Annotated in this window: 18 protein-coding genes; 2 read left to right on the plus strand and 16 right to left on the minus strand. The window is 43.3% G+C overall.

The window, feature by feature from the left end:
- Positions 1-89: 89 nt before the first annotated feature.
- The 3 genes from ACN6MV_RS23190 to ACN6MV_RS23200 form a co-directional block, all read right to left on the minus strand.
- Positions 90-1,745, minus strand: a complete 1,656-nt coding sequence (locus tag ACN6MV_RS23190) for an extracellular solute-binding protein (protein ID WP_419886799.1) — start codon at positions 1,743-1,745, stop codon at positions 90-92.
- Positions 1,746-1,853: 108 nt separating this feature from the next.
- A complete protein-coding gene (locus tag ACN6MV_RS23195) occupies positions 1,854-2,750 on the minus strand; it encodes a carbohydrate ABC transporter permease (protein WP_375103595.1) in 897 nt (298 codons plus the stop codon).
- A 15-nt stretch (positions 2,751-2,765) separates the two neighbouring features.
- On the minus strand, positions 2,766-3,650 hold the full coding sequence (locus ACN6MV_RS23200; RefSeq protein ID WP_143759569.1) for an ABC transporter permease: 885 nt from the start codon (positions 3,648-3,650) through the stop codon (positions 2,766-2,768).
- Between the two features lie 548 nt (positions 3,651-4,198).
- Here ACN6MV_RS23200 and ACN6MV_RS23205 point away from each other — a divergent pair.
- Positions 4,199-5,119 (plus strand): helix-turn-helix transcriptional regulator, encoded by a 921-nt coding sequence (locus ACN6MV_RS23205; protein WP_419884970.1) that lies wholly within the window; start codon positions 4,199-4,201, stop codon positions 5,117-5,119.
- Between the two features lie 183 nt (positions 5,120-5,302).
- Here the strand turns inward: ACN6MV_RS23205 and ACN6MV_RS23210 are convergent, their stop codons facing one another.
- The 5 genes from ACN6MV_RS23210 to ACN6MV_RS23230 all read right to left on the minus strand — a co-directional run bounded on the left by ACN6MV_RS23210 (position 5,303) and on the right by ACN6MV_RS23230 (position 12,620).
- The gene (locus tag ACN6MV_RS23210) at positions 5,303-7,513 is read right to left on the minus strand and encodes a helix-turn-helix domain-containing protein (RefSeq protein WP_419884971.1); all 2,211 of its coding nucleotides are present in this window, start codon (positions 7,511-7,513) and stop codon (positions 5,303-5,305) included.
- A gap of 279 nt (positions 7,514-7,792) precedes the next feature.
- On the minus strand, positions 7,793-8,317 hold the full coding sequence (locus tag ACN6MV_RS23215) for an NAD-dependent epimerase/dehydratase family protein (RefSeq protein ID WP_419884972.1): 525 nt from the start codon (positions 8,315-8,317) through the stop codon (positions 7,793-7,795).
- A 40-nt stretch (positions 8,318-8,357) separates the two neighbouring features.
- Positions 8,358-8,642, minus strand: coding sequence for an NAD-dependent epimerase/dehydratase family protein (locus tag ACN6MV_RS23220; RefSeq protein ID WP_419884973.1), 285 nt, complete (start codon positions 8,640-8,642; stop codon positions 8,358-8,360).
- 85 nt (positions 8,643-8,727) lie between these two features.
- The gene (locus tag ACN6MV_RS23225) at positions 8,728-10,530 is read right to left on the minus strand and encodes an S-layer homology domain-containing protein (protein ID WP_419884974.1); all 1,803 of its coding nucleotides are present in this window, start codon (positions 10,528-10,530) and stop codon (positions 8,728-8,730) included.
- Positions 10,531-10,577: 47 nt separating this feature from the next.
- Complete coding sequence (locus ACN6MV_RS23230; RefSeq protein ID WP_419886800.1) at positions 10,578-12,620, minus strand: glycoside hydrolase family 27 protein; 2,043 nt, start codon at positions 12,618-12,620, stop codon at positions 10,578-10,580.
- Positions 12,621-13,181: 561 nt separating this feature from the next.
- On the opposite strand from ACN6MV_RS23230, the gene ACN6MV_RS23235 reads away from it, so the two are divergent.
- Positions 13,182-14,255, plus strand: coding sequence for a Gfo/Idh/MocA family oxidoreductase (locus tag ACN6MV_RS23235; RefSeq protein WP_419884975.1), 1,074 nt, complete (start codon positions 13,182-13,184; stop codon positions 14,253-14,255).
- A gap of 143 nt (positions 14,256-14,398) precedes the next feature.
- On the opposite strand, the gene ACN6MV_RS23240 is transcribed toward ACN6MV_RS23235, so the two are convergent.
- From ACN6MV_RS23240 to ACN6MV_RS23275, 8 genes are all read right to left on the minus strand, one after another.
- Positions 14,399-14,821 carry a hypothetical protein gene (locus ACN6MV_RS23240; RefSeq protein WP_419884976.1) on the minus strand — a complete coding sequence of 141 codons (423 nt, stop codon included), beginning with the start codon at positions 14,819-14,821 and terminating at the stop codon, positions 14,399-14,401.
- Positions 14,822-15,406: 585 nt separating this feature from the next.
- The gene (locus tag ACN6MV_RS23245) at positions 15,407-15,778 is read right to left on the minus strand and encodes a DUF2513 domain-containing protein (RefSeq protein WP_419884977.1); all 372 of its coding nucleotides are present in this window, start codon (positions 15,776-15,778) and stop codon (positions 15,407-15,409) included.
- Positions 15,779-15,833: 55 nt separating this feature from the next.
- Positions 15,834-16,181, minus strand: coding sequence for a helix-turn-helix domain-containing protein (locus ACN6MV_RS23250; protein WP_419884978.1), 348 nt, complete (start codon positions 16,179-16,181; stop codon positions 15,834-15,836).
- On the minus strand, positions 16,174-16,629 hold the full coding sequence (locus tag ACN6MV_RS23255; protein ID WP_419884979.1) for a helix-turn-helix domain-containing protein: 456 nt from the start codon (positions 16,627-16,629) through the stop codon (positions 16,174-16,176). Before ACN6MV_RS23255 ends, ACN6MV_RS23250 begins: the two co-directional genes overlap by 8 nt.
- Before the next feature lie 54 nt (positions 16,630-16,683).
- Positions 16,684-17,037: a hypothetical protein gene (locus tag ACN6MV_RS23260; RefSeq protein ID WP_419884980.1), complete on the minus strand. Its 354-nt coding sequence runs from the start codon at positions 17,035-17,037 to the stop codon at positions 16,684-16,686.
- 45 nt (positions 17,038-17,082) lie between these two features.
- Positions 17,083-17,280 carry a hypothetical protein gene (locus ACN6MV_RS23265; RefSeq protein WP_419884981.1) on the minus strand — a complete coding sequence of 66 codons (198 nt, stop codon included), beginning with the start codon at positions 17,278-17,280 and terminating at the stop codon, positions 17,083-17,085.
- A gap of 74 nt (positions 17,281-17,354) precedes the next feature.
- A complete protein-coding gene (locus ACN6MV_RS23270) occupies positions 17,355-17,651 on the minus strand; it encodes a hypothetical protein (RefSeq protein ID WP_419884982.1) in 297 nt (98 codons plus the stop codon).
- Between the two features lie 31 nt (positions 17,652-17,682).
- The gene (locus ACN6MV_RS23275; protein WP_419884983.1) at positions 17,683-18,054 is read right to left on the minus strand and encodes a hypothetical protein; all 372 of its coding nucleotides are present in this window, start codon (positions 18,052-18,054) and stop codon (positions 17,683-17,685) included.
- Between the last annotated feature and the right edge of the window lie 35 nt (positions 18,055-18,089).

The following is an 18,089-nucleotide window of genomic DNA, read 5'->3' on the forward strand; positions in this document are numbered from 1 at the left end:
TCCGTAAATAAAAATGTATATTTTTCCTTAAAATCAAGAAATCAGGTGCTGGGGTATATCTTACAGCACCTGATTCTGATTTCAATATTTTATTTTTTAGAAGTTTCATAAGCCTTTTGCAAGATTTCGAGATATCGATCCAGCTTCAGGTCTTTCAGACCTTTTATATAAGCATCCCAATCCTTGCTCAGATCCTTGTTACCAGTAATGAATTGAAGCTGATTTTGCTCAATGTAATTTTTGATGTTGGTTTGCAGTAAGCTCGCTTCATCAATTTCGCTTGGATCAATCCAAATCGACCAGATCGGGAATAATTCTTTAGGCTCATGTCCCGCATACAACAGAGTTGCATCATACAATCTGCGTTCATAGCTTGATGAATCGTAAATATCCGTACCTTGAACGAAGGTGTCACGGTACTCCTTTGGCATATAGAAGTGACCCATACCGCTCCAGCCCGCATTGCGCGGCGCTTCGCCTTCAGCCATAGGAATGGTCTTGATGACTGGTTTAACGTCTTTGTCTAGCGCTACATCGCCTTCTACTGGATCCGTCCAGTCAATGCCCTTCATGCCGCTTCCACCATTGGTCTGTCCTTCAGAAGTAAACATGTAGTCTACCATTTTAATTAAAGCGATCTGTGCTTCCTCGCTCGCTTTGTTGGTGATTACAAATTTTGCTCCTGGGGATACGCCGCCTGCATCATGAGTCGCATAGGAGATACCTTCCGGTCCGCTAATTGGTGGTACTGGGTTGTAGTGTGCTGAGCTTCTATTGCCTGGATCAATATTAACGAAAATCGCAGGGTGCATGCCCGCACCAGCGCCCAGAATTTCCGCATCGGCATTTTCTCCGATTTTCTTGAAGGCCTCCGCGTTCTGTGTGAATGCTCCTGGATCAATCAAACCTGCATCAAACAGAGATTTGATATAGGTCAAGCCTTCCTTCCACTCCAATGTGACAGCCGCCGATTGAACTTTTCCATCTGCCATGTTCAGATAATTGCGGTCATCATCGTATACAAAGGCATTCATCAGGAAGGGTACAATCCGTACGCCAAACTCCTCAATCGAGCCGCTCAGCGGCACCTCATCCGCTTTTCCATTACCGTTCGGGTCTTGAGTTTTGAAAGCTTCTAGCACTTTTTTGAATTCTTCGGTTGTCTTCGGCATTTCCAGATTCAGCTTCTTCAGCCACTCGGTGTTGAGCCACATTTTGCTCGGATAGGAGCAGTGAAAGCACTCTGTGTAAGCAACAAGTCCATAGATATTACCATCAGGCGCAGTGTTAAGTGTTCTCAAATTATCGTTTTTTTCCATAGCCGCTTTAATATTAGGAGCATATTTATCAATTAGATCGTTCAATGGAATCAGCACGCCTTGTTTGCCATACTTCAAAAGATCTGCCTGTGAGAACTGATCGATGTAGTGAGTGAGCAGATAAGCATCCGGGTAATCGCCACTCGCCAGTGAGATTTGGCGCTTTTCCTTCGCTCCGTCTGAGGGGTTGATCTCCCATTTGAATTTAATATTAAATTTGTCTTCCACAAATTTCGTAAATTTATTGGTTGGAACGTCGATCCCGGATTCCTGAACCGAGAACACGCTGATTTCCACCGGTTTGCTTGCTGATTCCGAGTTACCCGTCTCTGCAGGTACGGAGGATGTGTTATCTGTATTTTTATTAGCACATCCGCTTAACACCACCGTAAGAATTAATACCAGCACCAAAGACAAAGTCATCATACTTTTCTTCAATTCCGATCACTCCCTTTTATAATTTAGGCAGGTACGATATCTTTTTGGCATTTTACTGCGTGCCTCTCCCCCTCTCCAGATCCTGAAAGCTGTGAATTAACCTTTGACTGAACCGACCAGCATCCCTTGGACAAAATAACGCTGAACAAACGGATAAATAACGAGTACAGGCAGAGTGGCTATAACTATGAGTGCATATTTGAGGAGCTCAGCAAGCTGCTGCCGTTCCACCATTTTCATCGCATCCATAGTGCCTGCACTGTTGTTCTGGATGATAATGCTGCGTAAAACAAGCTGAAGTGGGAACAAATCCGCTGATTTCAAGTAAATCAAAGCGTCAAAATATGCATTCCACTGGCCCACCGCATACATGAGAACTAACACCGCGATAATGGGCTTCGATAACGGAATGACAACGCTCCAGACAAACCGCATATCACTGCACCCGTCGATTTCGCTGGCTTCCAGCAGTTCCTCCGGAATGGAGGATTGAAAGAATGAGCGGGCAATAATGACCTGCCATACCCAAATCGCATTCGGAATCAGCAAAGCCCAGCGGGTATCAATCAAATGTAGTTCCTTCACAACCATGTAGGTCGGGATCAACCCTCCGCTGAAAATCATTGTAAAGGTGATGATCATCATCAGAGTATTGCGTCCGAAAAAACCTCTGCGAGATAAAGGGTACGCGATCATGATCGTCAGCACAACACTGATGAAAGTTCCTGCGGCTGTATAAAAAATAGAATTTCCGTAGCCTGTAAGGATCTCCGGAGTGTTTAACAGAACCTTGAAGCCTTTGAAGGAAATATCTACAGGCCAGAGCCAGACTCGGCCGGAGGTTACAGCAGCCGGGCTGCTAATCGAGCTGCTGATGATAAAAATTAACGGATAAATTACCGCGATGACCACGAGGCTGAGTAGGATATAAATAGTGGTCAGAAATAGCTTATCACCGGTTGATTCTTTAATTTTTTGTTGAACTGCTGCCATGTGGTTGCTCCTTTCCTACCAGATGCTGTTGTTTGTGATGCGTTTAGCCAAGCCATTCACCGTAAGCAACAAAATAAGGTTGATTACCGAGTTGAATAGACCAACCGCAGTGGCAAAGCTATAATTGGCATTCAGCAAACCGACCCGGTAGACATAAGTGGCAATGATCTCGGAGTTCGCCAGATTGAGCGGGTTCTGCAGTAGATAGACCTTTTCAAAGCCAATAGCCATGACATTCCCGACATTCAAAATCAGGATGATGACGATGGTAGGCACAATACCTGGCAGATCTATATAACGAATTTTTTGAAAACGTGAAGCTCCGTCAACTTTGGCCGCCTCATAAAGCGTTGGATCTATACCGGCGAGCGCTGCTAAATAAATAACGGCACTGTAGCCCGCGGTCTGCCAAATATCGGACCAGACATAAATCGAACGAAACATTCCCGGTTCTCCAAGGAAATTGATCGACTCTAGGCCGAAGAAATTGAGAGCGATGTTCGCAAATCCAAGACGAGGTGCCATAAATAGCATGATAATGGACACCATGACCACCGTCGAGATGAAATAAGGTGCAAAAGAGACCAGTTGAACGAACTTTTTGAACCTTCCCCCGCGCAATTCATTAATCATGAGGGCAAGGATAATCGGAATCGGGAATCCCGCCAGCAGCAGGTAACCACTAAGCATGATGGTGTTCTTAAGCAGCGTCCAAAACTGTGGATTATCAAAAAATAAACGGAAATTATGAAATCCAACCCATGGACTTCCCCAAATTCCTTTAATGACATTGTAGTCCTTGAAGGCTAGAACCGCGTTCAGCATTGGATAGTACTTAAAGATGAGGAAAAATAGCAAAGGTGGAATCACGAGCAAATGTAGCTGCCAGTGCTTTTTCATGCTTCTACGAGCATTTTGTAAAAATACAGAGCCTTTACGCCGCGGTAACGACTTGTGGTGTAATACTATTTCTTTCTCCAGAAAAATCCCCCCTAAGCAACCGCCAGTAGTTTATGATAGCGCTTTCTACGAGTTGATCATAATTGACATTTAACCCTAAAGGAAAGGTACACTTTGGTATTTCAACGTACAAATAACCCTATTCAAGGAGAACAAAATAGCTGTAGAACGGCCATTTTTCCGGAATTAGGGTTCGGACTCAAAAAAAGACTGCATCACCCTTAAGGAGGGAATGCAGACACAAGCTATACCAGCTATAGTTTCAAGATTTGAGATGAGCGGAACGAACTGGCAGGATAATCGAAATGATTTGTAGAAAAAACCTATACATGAAAGTGACAAAAGTCTTTCAATCTGGACAATTCTACCGGCAGTTGAATAAAGCGCATGAGACCATTCAACCAACGCTTGATAGGATTGCATTTGCAGAAATGCTATGCTGTTTTTGACAGTGCGCACTGTACATTTTGTTTTATTGGAGGTATACAATGCTCGACTTGCGTAAAATTGGAGCTTATATTTCGAAGCTTCGCAAAGACCAGGATTTGACCCAATTGGAACTTGCCGATCAACTGAATGTAAGTCATCAAGCGGTATCGAAATGGGAACGGGGCGACTCACTACCGGATATCGGAACGCTTCCGAAGTTTGCGAGGTTATTCGGCAAAACGGTAGACGACATTTTAAATGCAGGAGACAATACAGAAAATCGGGAGCACCCGCACCTAGGAACGATCGTTGAGGAGATCGCAGAGAACAGGCCGGAACAGGTTGCAGAGATGGTCAATACCGGAGAGGCGGAGGTGGAGGAGCTTGTAGAAGTAGCGCCGTTTGTAAAAGCAAGCGCTTTGCATAAAGTTACAGAACGATTAGACAGCAGCGTCCTTAAGTTAGACGTGATCATGCGGCTGGCTCCGTTCCTTGGAACAGATACATTGGATGAACTGGTTCGTCAGGCAGAGGAAGGCGAAATTGTGTGGAATACTATTACTGGACTCGCTCCGTTCGTCAGCAGCGACACATTAAGCCGACTGGTAGATAAATCGATTGACGGTTCTTTAGAAGTGCACAATCTTGTTGGGATTGCCCCATTTCTTAAAAGAGAACATATAGATCGGTTGGTACAACAAGCAGAAGAGGGCAGCTTGAGCTGGCATTCCGTTCAAGGACTAGCACCCTTTATTAGCAGAGAAACATTAAGCCGCTTGGTAGACCGGGTTGCCGACAGTACTATCGATGCGGACCAGATTATAGGCCTCGCACCTTTTCTGGACAGGGAGAATCTCGAGAAGTTGATTGGTGGAGTCGAAGTTGAACATCTTAGCCCAGATCTGCTGGCAAGTCTTGCTCCTTTCGTCGATCAAGGGACATTGAGCAAAATGGTGACAAACTTATTAAATATAAAGTAAAGTAGACACGTATATCGGAGATTGGAGATTGGCGATGCATAGACCGTCGGCGATCCCCAAAGCTAACGGGAAACGTTAGTTGAACGACAACAGCGGCAGTCTAAGACTTTATTTATAAAGTCTTGGTACGCCGCTGCTTCTTTAGTGGATCATTCTAAAACTTATTTTTCACCAAACAACTCTTTATTCATCAATAGACTGTCTATAAGCGCTCGGTGAAACGCCGATTAACCTTTTAAATGCTCGTCTGAAAGAGTGTGAACTGTTGTAACCGACCCGCAAGGAAATCTCGTCAACCGTATACCGACTATCTTTGAGCAAAATCACAGCCTGATCCATTCTGACTTTTATCAAATAATCAGAGAAATTAACACCGGTAACCTCTTTAAACAATTGAGAAATGTATTTCTCAGGCCGTTCCACCTGTTCAGCTACCCGGTACAGACTCAGCTCTGTATCCGAATAATTCTCTACGGTATATTCCTTGATCTGCTTAATAATCTGAATATGAATATCCTTCTTTTTATTTGCAATAAGTCCGCACAGCTCTTCCATAATGACAAAAAATTCGGTCTGAATCATTTCGAGTCGTTCTGATGAACCAATGTCTATGACCCTCCGCTTCACACTCTCGATGTCCGGGTATTCTGTAAAAGCCTTTTGATCCAGAAGCTTAAGAAACGTCCCTTTTATTTCACCAACAAGCTGTTGCTTCATTTCCATGGATAATTCACGCTGTTCCATGTTCTGGGCGACGATCGCACGGACAATCCGTTTAGCTTCTTCTAGTTCTCCAGCTCGAATGGTACTGATCAGACGTTGCTCTGTATCCAGTGGATAATAGTAGGTCGTATTCTCATTTTGGGCTTCGCTGCTCCATACAATTCCTTTTTTATTCATGTAGACGGCATATTCCAGAGCTTGCTTGGCTTGGTCAAAGGAAAGACTAACCTCTGTTATCTCTGTGAAAAGATCACCGAAGCCCGCCTGAGTAGTAATCCGATACTCGTTAAAAACATACTGTGCCAGATTCTCTAGAATTTGAGTGATATTTTCCGCTTCATACGCTTTATTGGTCTCTTCTTCCTTGGAGAAAAACAGAGTTACCACTTTGTCGGAGCCCATATCCGTCATTAGGACATCCACTCCGAGATCCGATAGGGACTGCTTCAGCAGTAACCGGGAAGCATTCAGCTCATTAAGAATCTCAACGCTGTCCATACCGGCATAGCCGTTAATCTGAACAATTCCTACATACCCAGAGTTCTGTTGCAAGCTGATCCCCACCTGCTCGGCGGCAGTGAGAATCTCATCATGCGTTTTGAATTCACCTGCTAGTAGCCGCTTCAGGAATGCATCCCTGACCAACGGAAGCTGACGATTAAGTTCGGTTTCCAGCAGCTTGTTCTTGGTGATCATATTAGCGATATTTCCGCTTAAGAAGTCAAATTCATTCTTGGTAGATGCCTCTTCCTTGCCAAACTGCTCCTTCATGACGCTAAGCATATGGTTGATTGGAGCACTGTTACGGTAAGCCAGTATTAGTCCGACTATCAAGCCGATAATTAATGTCCCTCCTGTAATTTGAATAGACATTCGCTTGATCTTGTTAGCATTCTCCATCAAAATAGGCCGGGGAATCCCTGTCTGATATACCCAACCGTTCGAATCGGAACGAGTCGTGATCACTAAATCGTCTGCATAGAACTGACTAACCTTGTTGTTATCAAAATTCGAATCAGCGGTCATATGGGCCATTTTCTGCTCATCACTTCCCTGCAGGACAATCGTGTTGCCTTTAGCATCACTGATATGAACCCAGCCTCCGTATCGCTCAGTTAGACCGGATAACAGACTAGAAATGACTTTCTCGTCTATGATCACTACTGCGACAGCTGGTGAGGAATCGTTGAAACTATCCAGAGGGAGTGATTGCATATAGGTAATAACGGAGGTCTGCATGCCCCTGCTAACATAGTCACTAAGTGGCTTGATTTCACTGCGGTGGGTTTTCTCAAGCACTTCTTTGGTCCAATCCTGTAGTGAAAGATCCTTATAGTTGAAATTAGAGTAGTAATGCTCTGGACGGTAAGAAGAACCTGGGGTAAGAATAAGATTATAATTGGCGAGGTAAATATAATAGTTTTGCAAAAAATCATTCGTCTGACCGAAAGTCAGGACATTCCGCATTGTTCTCCAAATGCCGTACACGTTCGTCTCATTGTCTCTTTCATTCATCAGAACGTTTAGCTCCTGGTTGACTGCCAATTGCCTGGTAAACCCTTCTACTTCCGCCATGCGGCGCTCCAATATTTCCTGACTTTTCTGGAGCTGGGTGACCCCGTTCTCAATAGAGATAGACTCTGTCACAGAAATCGAAGTCAGATAGGACATATATCCGCCGATGCTGGGAATAACCAAAATGACTACGTAGGAGATTAAGAATTTACGAAAGATATTGGAATATTTAAGCGTAGTGACCCCTCCCCTAATATCATTTCGATAGCGCTATCATTACCATAGATTAAAACATTTTACTCAATAGTCAAGTGTTCAAACCCAATTTTGCAGATGTTAAAACTTTCAGAATTGGATAAAAAGCAGCGATATTCACCGTTATCACAGCTCTTATTAACCACTCGGATTTTTTCTCTTTCCGGTGTGTTAACCCCTCTAAATTGTATCCATTGTAAGGCGGGTAGAACGTGAAGGCACAAAACCGAATTCCTCCTTGAAACGATCCATAGCATACAAAGACTTATATTCTTGACCCGGAAAATGATAATAATTCAAATTGAAGCCAACCCCTATCCACGGGGTAAGCACATCTGCCACCGGCAGGTTGCTGCTAGAATCCGGCCCAACCAGATTTAAGGTTCTTACCCCCGGCTTAAGTGGAGACTCCAGTGCTGCAGTAATTCCCTCCACCACATCCTCAGCATGAACATGACCCAGTCTGATGAACGGGAGCGTCGGTTTGGATCCGAGTTCCAAAACAGGAGGGGTCCAGCCTGGGGAAGCTACAGCTCCAAAGCGAAGATTAATAAAGTCGGCATCTTTATGACTGCGGTGAAAATACCGGGTCAACTCCTCGACCATCCCCTTGCTCAGCCCATAAGCATCCGCTGCCAAACAGGGATGATCATCTGGGATAGGCAGCTCAAGCGGAATAAAATCCTCGGTGAGTCCACCCACCACGGCAATGGAGCTCGCTGTGATGAACTTTCGGCAACCACGGTCAAGCAGATAAATATCGATACAGCCTCCTTGTTCCTAGTACATTAACAGCAAGGCTTTGCTCTTCAGTAGAGCCTCCAGTAACAGCAGCGAGATGAATAACCGCCTGTATCTCATACGAGTCCAGTCCACCCAAATCCTCCACCGAATCAAAAGAACCCTGAACATACACAAAGGACCCTTCCGGGGCTTGGCGAGACAGACAGATCACTGTATGTTTATCCGCTAAATACTTGACCAAAGCCGTTCCGATAAATCCACTTGCTCCGGTGATTAGAATATTCATGCTGATCTTCCCTTCTTTTTCTTTGTCTCGTAAAATTCAGAAAAAAGGGGCCAAAGAAGGCCCCTCTGTTAATTCTTCATTCAAATTATTCCGTCCACTGTTCTCCGCCTTGTGTACTAGGCTTCGAGACATGGTCGGTCGAAGCCTCCTCTATATCCCCGAAGGCCCAGTGGGAGGTTGGAACATCGTTCCAACCTGGCTGTGTGATACCAATTAACGGGCCCCTGCCCAAAACTCTGTTGATAGCTGTAACGGCTTCCGCACGGGTAAGCTTGGAATTAGGTCGGAACGTTCCGTCACTGTAGCCGTTCATTATGCCTATCTCTTGGGCTTTCTTTATCGCCACCTGCGCCCAGTGACCTGTGATGTCAGAGAAGCCGCGGCCCGATGTTGTAGAATTCGGGCTCAGCATGGCCGCCAAACTGGCCATTTCTGCACGCGTCAAGGGTTGATTAGGTTTAAAAGTACCATCGATGTAACCGTTCATTAGTCCCATCTTTGCTACTTTGGCGATGGCATCTGCACCCCAATAGCTGGAAGGTACATCACTGAATATTCCCCCTGATCCAGTGGCATCTTTCTCAGCAACCTTCGCTAGGATAGTTGCCATCTCAGCACGGGTAATAGGCGCATCGGGTTTGAAAAATCCTCCCGGATAGCCGTTGATATATGCCGAATGCCGCATTGTCTCGGCATCATCCTTCCCATCCGTTCCAGGTGCCGGAGTTAGCGTCGGAGAAGGGGTAGGTGTGGATGAAGGCTGAACTGGAATAGACGAACCGCCTCCATCAGCCGGTGTCGGTGTCGGTGTTGCTGTCGGCGTTGGTGTTGGAGGTTCTGTAGGGTTCGTTCCACCATCACTGGTTGGAACTGTGAATTTCAGCTGATCCGTCAGCATGAGATTACCTGATTTCTTCACAGCTTTAAGCGTGTGTAAGCCGTTTGGCAAACCAGAAATACTGTAAATCTCCTGTTGTGTCAGTCGATTCTGACTATAAGCATTCACGGTCTGAATCCATTGTCCGTTCACATAAATATCTACATCCCCTTGATCTGGACCCGTAGGTGTGATCATGCGAATTCCAGTGCCCTTGAAGGTATATTCAAAGGAATCACCGTCCACAGTCGTTGAATGCACATCATTGAGATAATCGCCGCCAATAGCAAAGCTGAGGTTCAGCTTTCCCACTGGTTGTGCTGCGAGATAAGATTTGTTCAGTGTAACACGGTCACCAGCTACCGTATAATCGGTCCCAGGAACCAGATGATGTGATCTGTTCGTAATGCCTATGAAGCTATCCGGCTGTTGTAAAAGTGTAATCTCAATATCTTGCTGAGCAGATGGTGATTTATCAAAGCTCGCTGCGATCGGATTAATCATATTTGGAATCTCTACCTTAAGCATGTCAAGCAGCATAAATCTGCCCGATTTTTTCACAGCCTTGAGTGTGTGCTGTCCATCTGTAAGGCCTGAGATACTATACAGAATCTGCTGTGACAATCGCCCGTTTCGATAAGCGCTCACCGTCCCCTTGAATTGATCGTCTACATAGATATCCATATCCCCTTGTGATTCGTCTACCTCTGTGAACAGCTGAATCCCTGTTCCTCTAAAGGTGTATTCAAAAGAATCACCGTTCTGCTCCGCATAGTGCACATCATCATTATAGTCGCCCATTCCTCTTCCACTATTGCGGGACCAATTACCGTTATATTTGATTGACGGATCGTCGTTATTAACCATCACATAACGGATGCCTGTAGAATCGCTAATGTGAATCGCTAGTGTCTGTGGATCTCCGGCGCTAAAGATAATGTTCAGACTTGCCAAGCCAGCAGATTGCTGCGCAAGATATTCCTTCTTGATGGTCAATTTATCATTAGTCACCGTATAATCGTCTTCATGGAGTGCCACTCCATTATTTTCAATACCACTCAGGTATTGCCATGCAGATTAAGCGTGACTGTGACATCCTTCTGTTGTTCCGTTGCTTTGTCAAAACCAGCGGATGTCGGAGTGATAGAACTGTTCTGACCCCCCGCCGGACTTTCTGTTGTCACTTTCAGCGCATCGAGCAGCATATAATTTCCCGAGCCCTTGCTCACCTTAAGCGTGTGAGGACTATTAGTAAGTCCCGATACACTATAAAGGGATTGTTGTACCTCTCTCGGTCCACTTGTATACGCATTTACAGTCTGTGCAGCCCCATCGTCCAATGTAACAATCATGTCTCCTTGAGATTCATGCTTTTCTGTCAGCAGCTCAATGCCCGTTCCCGTAAAGGTGTATTCAAAAGAATCGCCGTTATTCTCGGTATAATGCACATCGTTATTGTAATCCGCATGTTCTCGGGATGAGCTTACCTGCCATGTGCCGTTGTATTTAATCCCGCTGTCATTATCATTAATATAAACCACATCGGTAACGGTTGTACGGCTTGCCGAAGCTGCATTTGCAGCAGGGTCAGCCACGGAGTTCAGAGCATCCTCTTGAGGATTACTGGAAGCAGCAGCCGAAGAATCCTTAATCGTAATGCTTAGATCCTGCTTCCCTTCTAGCAGCTCCTTGCCTCCATTCCGCTTCCAATCTCCGCTGTATCGCATCCCTGTATCATCGTTATTAACAGCCGATGTGCCGCTTAGCGCTGTTACTTTAAGCATGCGGGAGGCATGGGGTTCAAGGATACCTCCGCTAAATTCTTTTTCAAAGGTTCCCAGCTCGGAATGACTCCATAAGTCGCGTACCGAAGCCGGGCCCTCAAGGCCGAGATCACTCCATTTGACTTTAACCTCCGCAGCCCGACTACCCAGATTGAACAGAGCTACGCTGTAAGTCCCATCTCCATTATTGGCAAACCAAACCTGCTGCTGTGTGTCCATAGATACCGGATGACCAGGACGTCCAGCCTGATTTACCGCAATTACCTCATCATTGGTAAGCAGTTCTAGTCCATAGCTGTCCAGCCGTGTCATGTCATTCCCTGTATAAAGCGGTACGGAAGATATTGACCAGAACGTCATCGCGGTCTTCCGCTCATCCTTGGTCAGACCATCCATGGAGCCGTTACCTACATTCAGGGAATCGAAATCGTTCCAGCCGCCAGGGCCTGCATCCCGCCACCAGAGTGCTGCTTTAGGGAATAAACGAGAAATACTCGGCCATGCTGTTAACCCACTGCCGTCATAAGATTCAACATCCCAATCAATTCGCCAGCCGTTAGCATATTTTTTCCAGAATTCTACGTAATTATGGTCGAGTGCCCAGGACAGCTCAAACCAAATATTATTTCTATCCAAAGCCTTAGACCATGCTGCTACATCGCCGCGCGCATCCCGGCTCAAGTTGTCAATCCCAGACCCAGGGGTTACGCTGTCGAATTTAACGAAATCGATCCCCCACTCGCCAAGCATATCTGCAATGGAATCCACATACTTCTGGGCACATGGATTCGTGAAATCTATTTTATAAGTGTAGGAATTCCAATAATCCATAATGGTAAGCGGCTTGGCCGTAATATCCGGAATACGACATTCCCCGCCTGTCCCATACACCTCAAGATTGCGGTTATACGCATCGATAGATACTCCCGGGATCAGATAGATCCCGATCTTCTGTCCATTATTATGGACATAGTCGATAACCTCCTGAAATCCGTTTGGATAAAGGATCTCACTAGGAATAGGTCTCCCGTATTCATCCATATCGCCATTCCAGCCCGCATCAATATTAATATATTCATACCCGTGGGCTTGCAGCTTCTCATGCATCGCGTCCGATTGCTTCTTGACACTCTCCGCCGATGTCCAGTTCCCTTCGCCGTCATACACCTGCATACTGTAACTGCTCCAGCCCATATACGGCTTTTGAGCCATACTCTTCTCCGCCGCTAGTGCTACATTCCCTTTCGTACCTGTAAACCCGAATTGTGCTGCTGCAATAATGAATACTAGCAGACTCATACCTAACCTTTTTCCCATTCGCTTCAAATCATCCTTACCCCCTCTTGAAATGTGGTCAAGATTACTTTGATAGCGCTTTCTTTCGGGAAGATCATAATTGAATATGGATTACCATGATAGGTACATTTCGGTATTTTACGTACAAATAACCCAAAAACAGAGGGGCAAATAAACAGCAGGACAAACATATTTCCTCGTTTCTATGGAACTTAGTAAAAAACACTGTACCCAGGTTATATTGGACAATCATAAAACAAACTCTTATTTCTTCGTCCCAGTGATGAACTATAATAGAGAGGGAGTTTACTAATGAAAAAAGAAAATGTTCTTGCTTACAGCCGTAGTCTTGATTAGTTCCAGCTTATACAAAGGAGCGATCATCCGGCTATTGGATAATCGCTCCTTTGTATGTAAATGCATAAGATAGCTTAACTAAAGACAACAAAAAGTAATAGTTTCATATTATACATAATCCTATGTACTCTATCATTTTTTTATATACAATAATAAAAGAAAACTGATGCCTGTGCTTACAAAGATGATTACATACAAATCAACCATTTGAGGTGTACTTTAAAGATGAATAGACCTATTCGTTTTGGCATAATCGGAAGCGGCTGGCGGGCGGAAATGTATCTGAAGCTGGCTCACCTGCTTCCACAGCAATTTCAAGTAAGCGGTGTACTAATTCGCAACCCTGCTAAATACCAGCAACTGATCGACAAATGGAACCTGACCGTGTACAGCTCGATGGGACGTCTTGCGGCCGAGAGTGATTTTGTGGTCCTGGCGGTATCCAAGAGCGCTGCCGCCTCACTGCTGTTGGAGCTTGCAGCGCTGCAAATACCTGTGTTGGCCGAAACACCCACCGCCTCTACACCGGCTGAATTTGAACTGCTTCGATCCAGCGCCATTGATTTCACTCTAATTCAAGTAGCCGAGCAATATCCGCTGCTGCCTCACCATCAGGCAAGAACCGCCTATATTCAAACCGGACATTTGGGCGAGGTAGGTCATGTTCAAGTCTCTGTAGCGCATGGGTATCATGGAATCAGCCTGATCCGTAAATGGCTCTCAATCACTGGCACAGCCTGTGAAATCACAGCCCGCCGGCTAGAGGTTCCAATCATGGACTTCTCTTATAGGGGGAGGGAGGCCGAAGATGACCTGAAGACAGAGCAGCAGGATATCGCAATTATGGTGTTCCCATCCGGCAAAAGCGCTGTACTTGACTTCACTCGCTCCCAATATTTCTCACCTCTCCGTACCAACCGGGTGCTCATCCGCGGATCACATGGCGAAATTCGAGATAATGAGATTATCCGCCGCCTGGGAACCGAAGAGACCGAGTATATGAACATTAGACGGATTCAAGGCGGACAGGAAGGTAGCCTAGAAAGTCTCTCCTTGCATGAATTGCGTGCAGGACAGCTTAGTCTATTTCAGAACCCGTTTCATCCCTCTCCCCTTTCTGATGAAGAGATTGGGATAGGACAAGCCTTATTGAATATGTCCCGCTTCCTGCACACGGGAACTTCAGCATACTCATTAGCGGATGCCTTAACAGATATCAGACTGTCATTCGCGGTCGATGAAGCCATCGCCCTTGGAAGTACTATAACTTTGCAAGATGAGATTAGGTCTGCAAAATAAAAACAGACAGATGAGAAAGTTAAGAGCTTTCTCATCTGTCTGGAAAATTGTATAACATTCAATGACTCGAACAAGTGTAGCATGCAAAACCGAAATCAATGACCGCCCGATTTCACTCCCCTCATGCTCCATATGAAATCTAATTAAACGAACAAATATCCGATTACAGGACCCATAAAAATAACCAAATATATAAGTGTAATCCATGGCTGATAATGAATATAGAATTCTTTGAATGAAAGACTCCATGGGTGCTTAATGATCACCCAGCCAAAAACATCAATTATAATGCAAACTCCGGCCCATATTGCACCCGTAATAAGTGCTTCTTCAAGGTTGGGTATAGATAACCCCCCTATATATAGCCAACCAAATATAGAAAACAGAACAATATTATAAAGAGGATGCCAAGGCTTTGTTTTTTCATATCCCTCCCCCATACCTTTTTCGTCCATTGGACTCATTTTTAACACATAAATATTAAATACGGTATGTAACACACCAATAATAGTCACTATAAAATAGCAAATCCATAACCATAACATAGACATTGCAAAGTCCTGCATAACTGCCTCCTTTTATTCAATGAGACCTTTCATAACCGAAGTGTTGTTTGAATTGAAACGACTTATCGACTCCGCTCAAGTTTGTGCTTGATAATACGCTGGCTAGTAGGCTTACAGCCGACTGTATCTAACCTCGTAACCCTTATAAATATGCGCTTGCATTGTATCTGATGAATTCAAATCTTTGTACGTCCTTTTGCGGAAACCGAAAGAAACGAGTACGAAGAGGGAACATTGCATATTGTTGGCATCCGCTTGTTTGACGGAAATCCGGTAAAGAAGTCAGCGCTAGCAAAATGCCAGCAAACCCGATTAAAAACAAACAAGGGCTCCAGCTCAAATGAGCTGAAACCCTTATTTGTTAGTGATGCCGAGGAGGGGGGCGAACCCGTACGGTACTCACGTACCGCAGGATTTTAAGTCCTGTGCGTCTGCCTGTTCCGCCAAAGCCTTGATAACACTGGGTTTTTCAGTGATTGTCTTTTCTAGCTACACAGGACTCATATCATGAAATATAAACTTATTTTAAGAGATTCTGTGTGTTCATACTAAGATACTCTATTACCTATAGCTCGTCAATCATAGTTATCCTAATAAAGTTCTCTTAGCAATCTCTACCAGTAAAGTTTTTGTCAATTCAAAAGGTAAACTCAGAAAATCCATTCCCTTTTTCTTTGCAATTTCTTTAGCTTCGTTAAAAACAACTTCGTTTCTGGCAGCATCTAGAAAATCATGCCCTTCCCACGTCATGCTTCTTACAATAAACTCATAAGGATTGTATCCTCCTTTGGCTTCAATATAACCAGCATCCTTCAGGAGTTTCACTTGATACTGTACCATTTCACGTTGTTCTTCGGTGTCATACCCTTCAATTTCAACAACAATACTATTAGTTGCTGTATTATTTTCTTCGATATATTTTAAAACTTTTATTATCAAATCCATATCTTTTTTCAAAAGACTCGCCTCGCTAAATATGAAATGTATGTTTGATCAAAAATCCTACATCTAACTATTCAATCAAAATATGCACAATCGCATACAACTTTCTTAATTCACTCTCAGTTAACTCACGATCACCAAAATAAAATTTTAATAAAGTATTGTTGTTGTCTTTAAAGTCAATCCTCTGAGGTACAGCAATTTCATTTCGTGGATTTTTTAGATCCAATATCCAGTCAGCAGATACTTCATACAAGTTACATAGTGCGCGTAAAGTATCAAAGTCTGGTTGGCTGATCCCGTTTTCATAATTGCTTATCGTCTTATTGTTTACATTAATGCGTTTCATAACTTGCTCTTGAGTTAACTTACTTTTCTTTCGAGCTTCCATTAGGCGCTTACCATATTCATCAGACATTGTGCGCCTCCTCTTTTCGAGATCCATCATTGTTGGGTTCCGCTGTTATATAATTCTCAACTATAACTCGTAACACACTCAATAACCTTTTTTCATCTGTCTTAGTTAATTTACGCCTATTATATGAAAGAGCCGTTGAACCACTTAATAAATCGGTTAAATCAACTACTGGATATTCACCATCAAAGACTGATTGTCTGATTCCGTGATCCTTTACTTTGTCGTTATTTCTATTTATTTTTGTCCTGCCAAGAATCCAATCAGCAGATACATTGTATATGTCGCAAAGATAATTCAATGTATCAAAGTCAGGCTGATTTCTTCCAGATTCATATCCACTCAAAGTTTTATTGTGAATTCTGTTTTTAGTAAGATTCATAACATCTAGCTGTGTAAGTTCAAGATTTTCCCTTGCCAGTTTTAATCGTTCTGCGAATGACAGTTCCATATCAGTGCCTCCCGCTCTTATGAAATGCCACTTTCATTACCCAGACGTAAATGATCATTCTGAATCTCTAATTTCGCCCAACCGCTTTAATAGCGCCTTAACTATTTCTTCACGACTGTACTTTTCATTTCTAAAGGCTTTAGCCATTTGTTCAATCAATTCTTCAAACTTATAATTTTGCATATATATCTTGCTAAGTTTCCTGTTTGATAGCTTCAATTCAGTCAAATCAATTTGCATATTTTCAGCTACATTAAGGAGTCTACGATGCTTTTTCATTAAATTTAAATATAATTCTAGTGGAACTGCCTGCGTATTATTTATCTCGTCGTCTTCCTTAACTTCCTTTAATTCTTGCTTTGCGCTGTCTTTCAATTTGTAAAAAACTGCTTTATACTTTCGATCCAATATGGATGCTCCTTTGTATGTGAAAGTCATATTTGATTCACTCAATCAAATAAATTTGAATGTGCAAGTAGCCTTAACAATAGAAATTTCGTCTTCTTCAATATGTTCTTGTTTGGCAATTTCTTTCTTTAAATAAATATTTAACTTAATCTCATCCGATGATATTACTTCAGGAATATAGTCAAAATGTACTTCCTTGTCTCGTCCATTTATACAGTACACAACGTTAAAAATCTTTTTCATTTCTTCATCCCCTTATTAAGTTTTAAACGCACTCTTTAGTTAAACACCTCTCCACTTAAAACTCACATTTCATCTTAATTCCTATCCAATTTTATAATCACATCAAAATTTTCTTTATACAGATTATCTAAAAAGTGCTTTCTATCTCCGTGATCATCTCTAAAATTACTTCCCAAACATTTGTTTACTAATTTTAGAAACGAGCCATGCTCTCCCCAGAGTTTATATATTGTTCCATTGTGTTCAAGATGTCCCGCTTGATTTTCTGGTACTGTTGATACGTGCCTTACCATTATCAACACGGCGTTATCACCCTTTACAAATTTGAATAATTTAGTTTTTGCCGTTCTTTCCATTGCTGTAATTTTCATAAAAGTAGCCCCTCACGAAAGATTGTTTTTTTCAGTTCTCCTGCCAGTTATTCCACCAGCCACCGCGAATAATAATCCAAAATGATTCAGGATCACATTTAATTGTTCCATGGTTTTTTAGTGCTACCCTTATTTTCCCTCCTTGCTTATCTACTTTAATTATTTGATGAAAAAAGCTATCATTAAGCAAAACTGTCTTATCCTCATAAGCTGTAAGTTCGGAGGATAACACGGCAAAAGCGGTGTGTTCCCTCGTCTCGTTTTTTGCTGATATATGAAGACTTAACCTTCCATTACATTCTGGACAACTAAATGTATGTATCTCATATCCAGGTTGCATTATCACTTGATTACAAGATTCGCATCTTGCGCTAATGATATCAGGAAATCCACCATTAACCATTCAACATTCCCCCTGTTAAATACCATGAAAGGCTA

This window comes from Paenibacillus sp. B-A-8, assembly GCF_048572915.1.
Taxonomy (GTDB): Bacteria; Bacillota; Bacilli; order Paenibacillales; family Paenibacillaceae; genus Paenibacillus_AQ.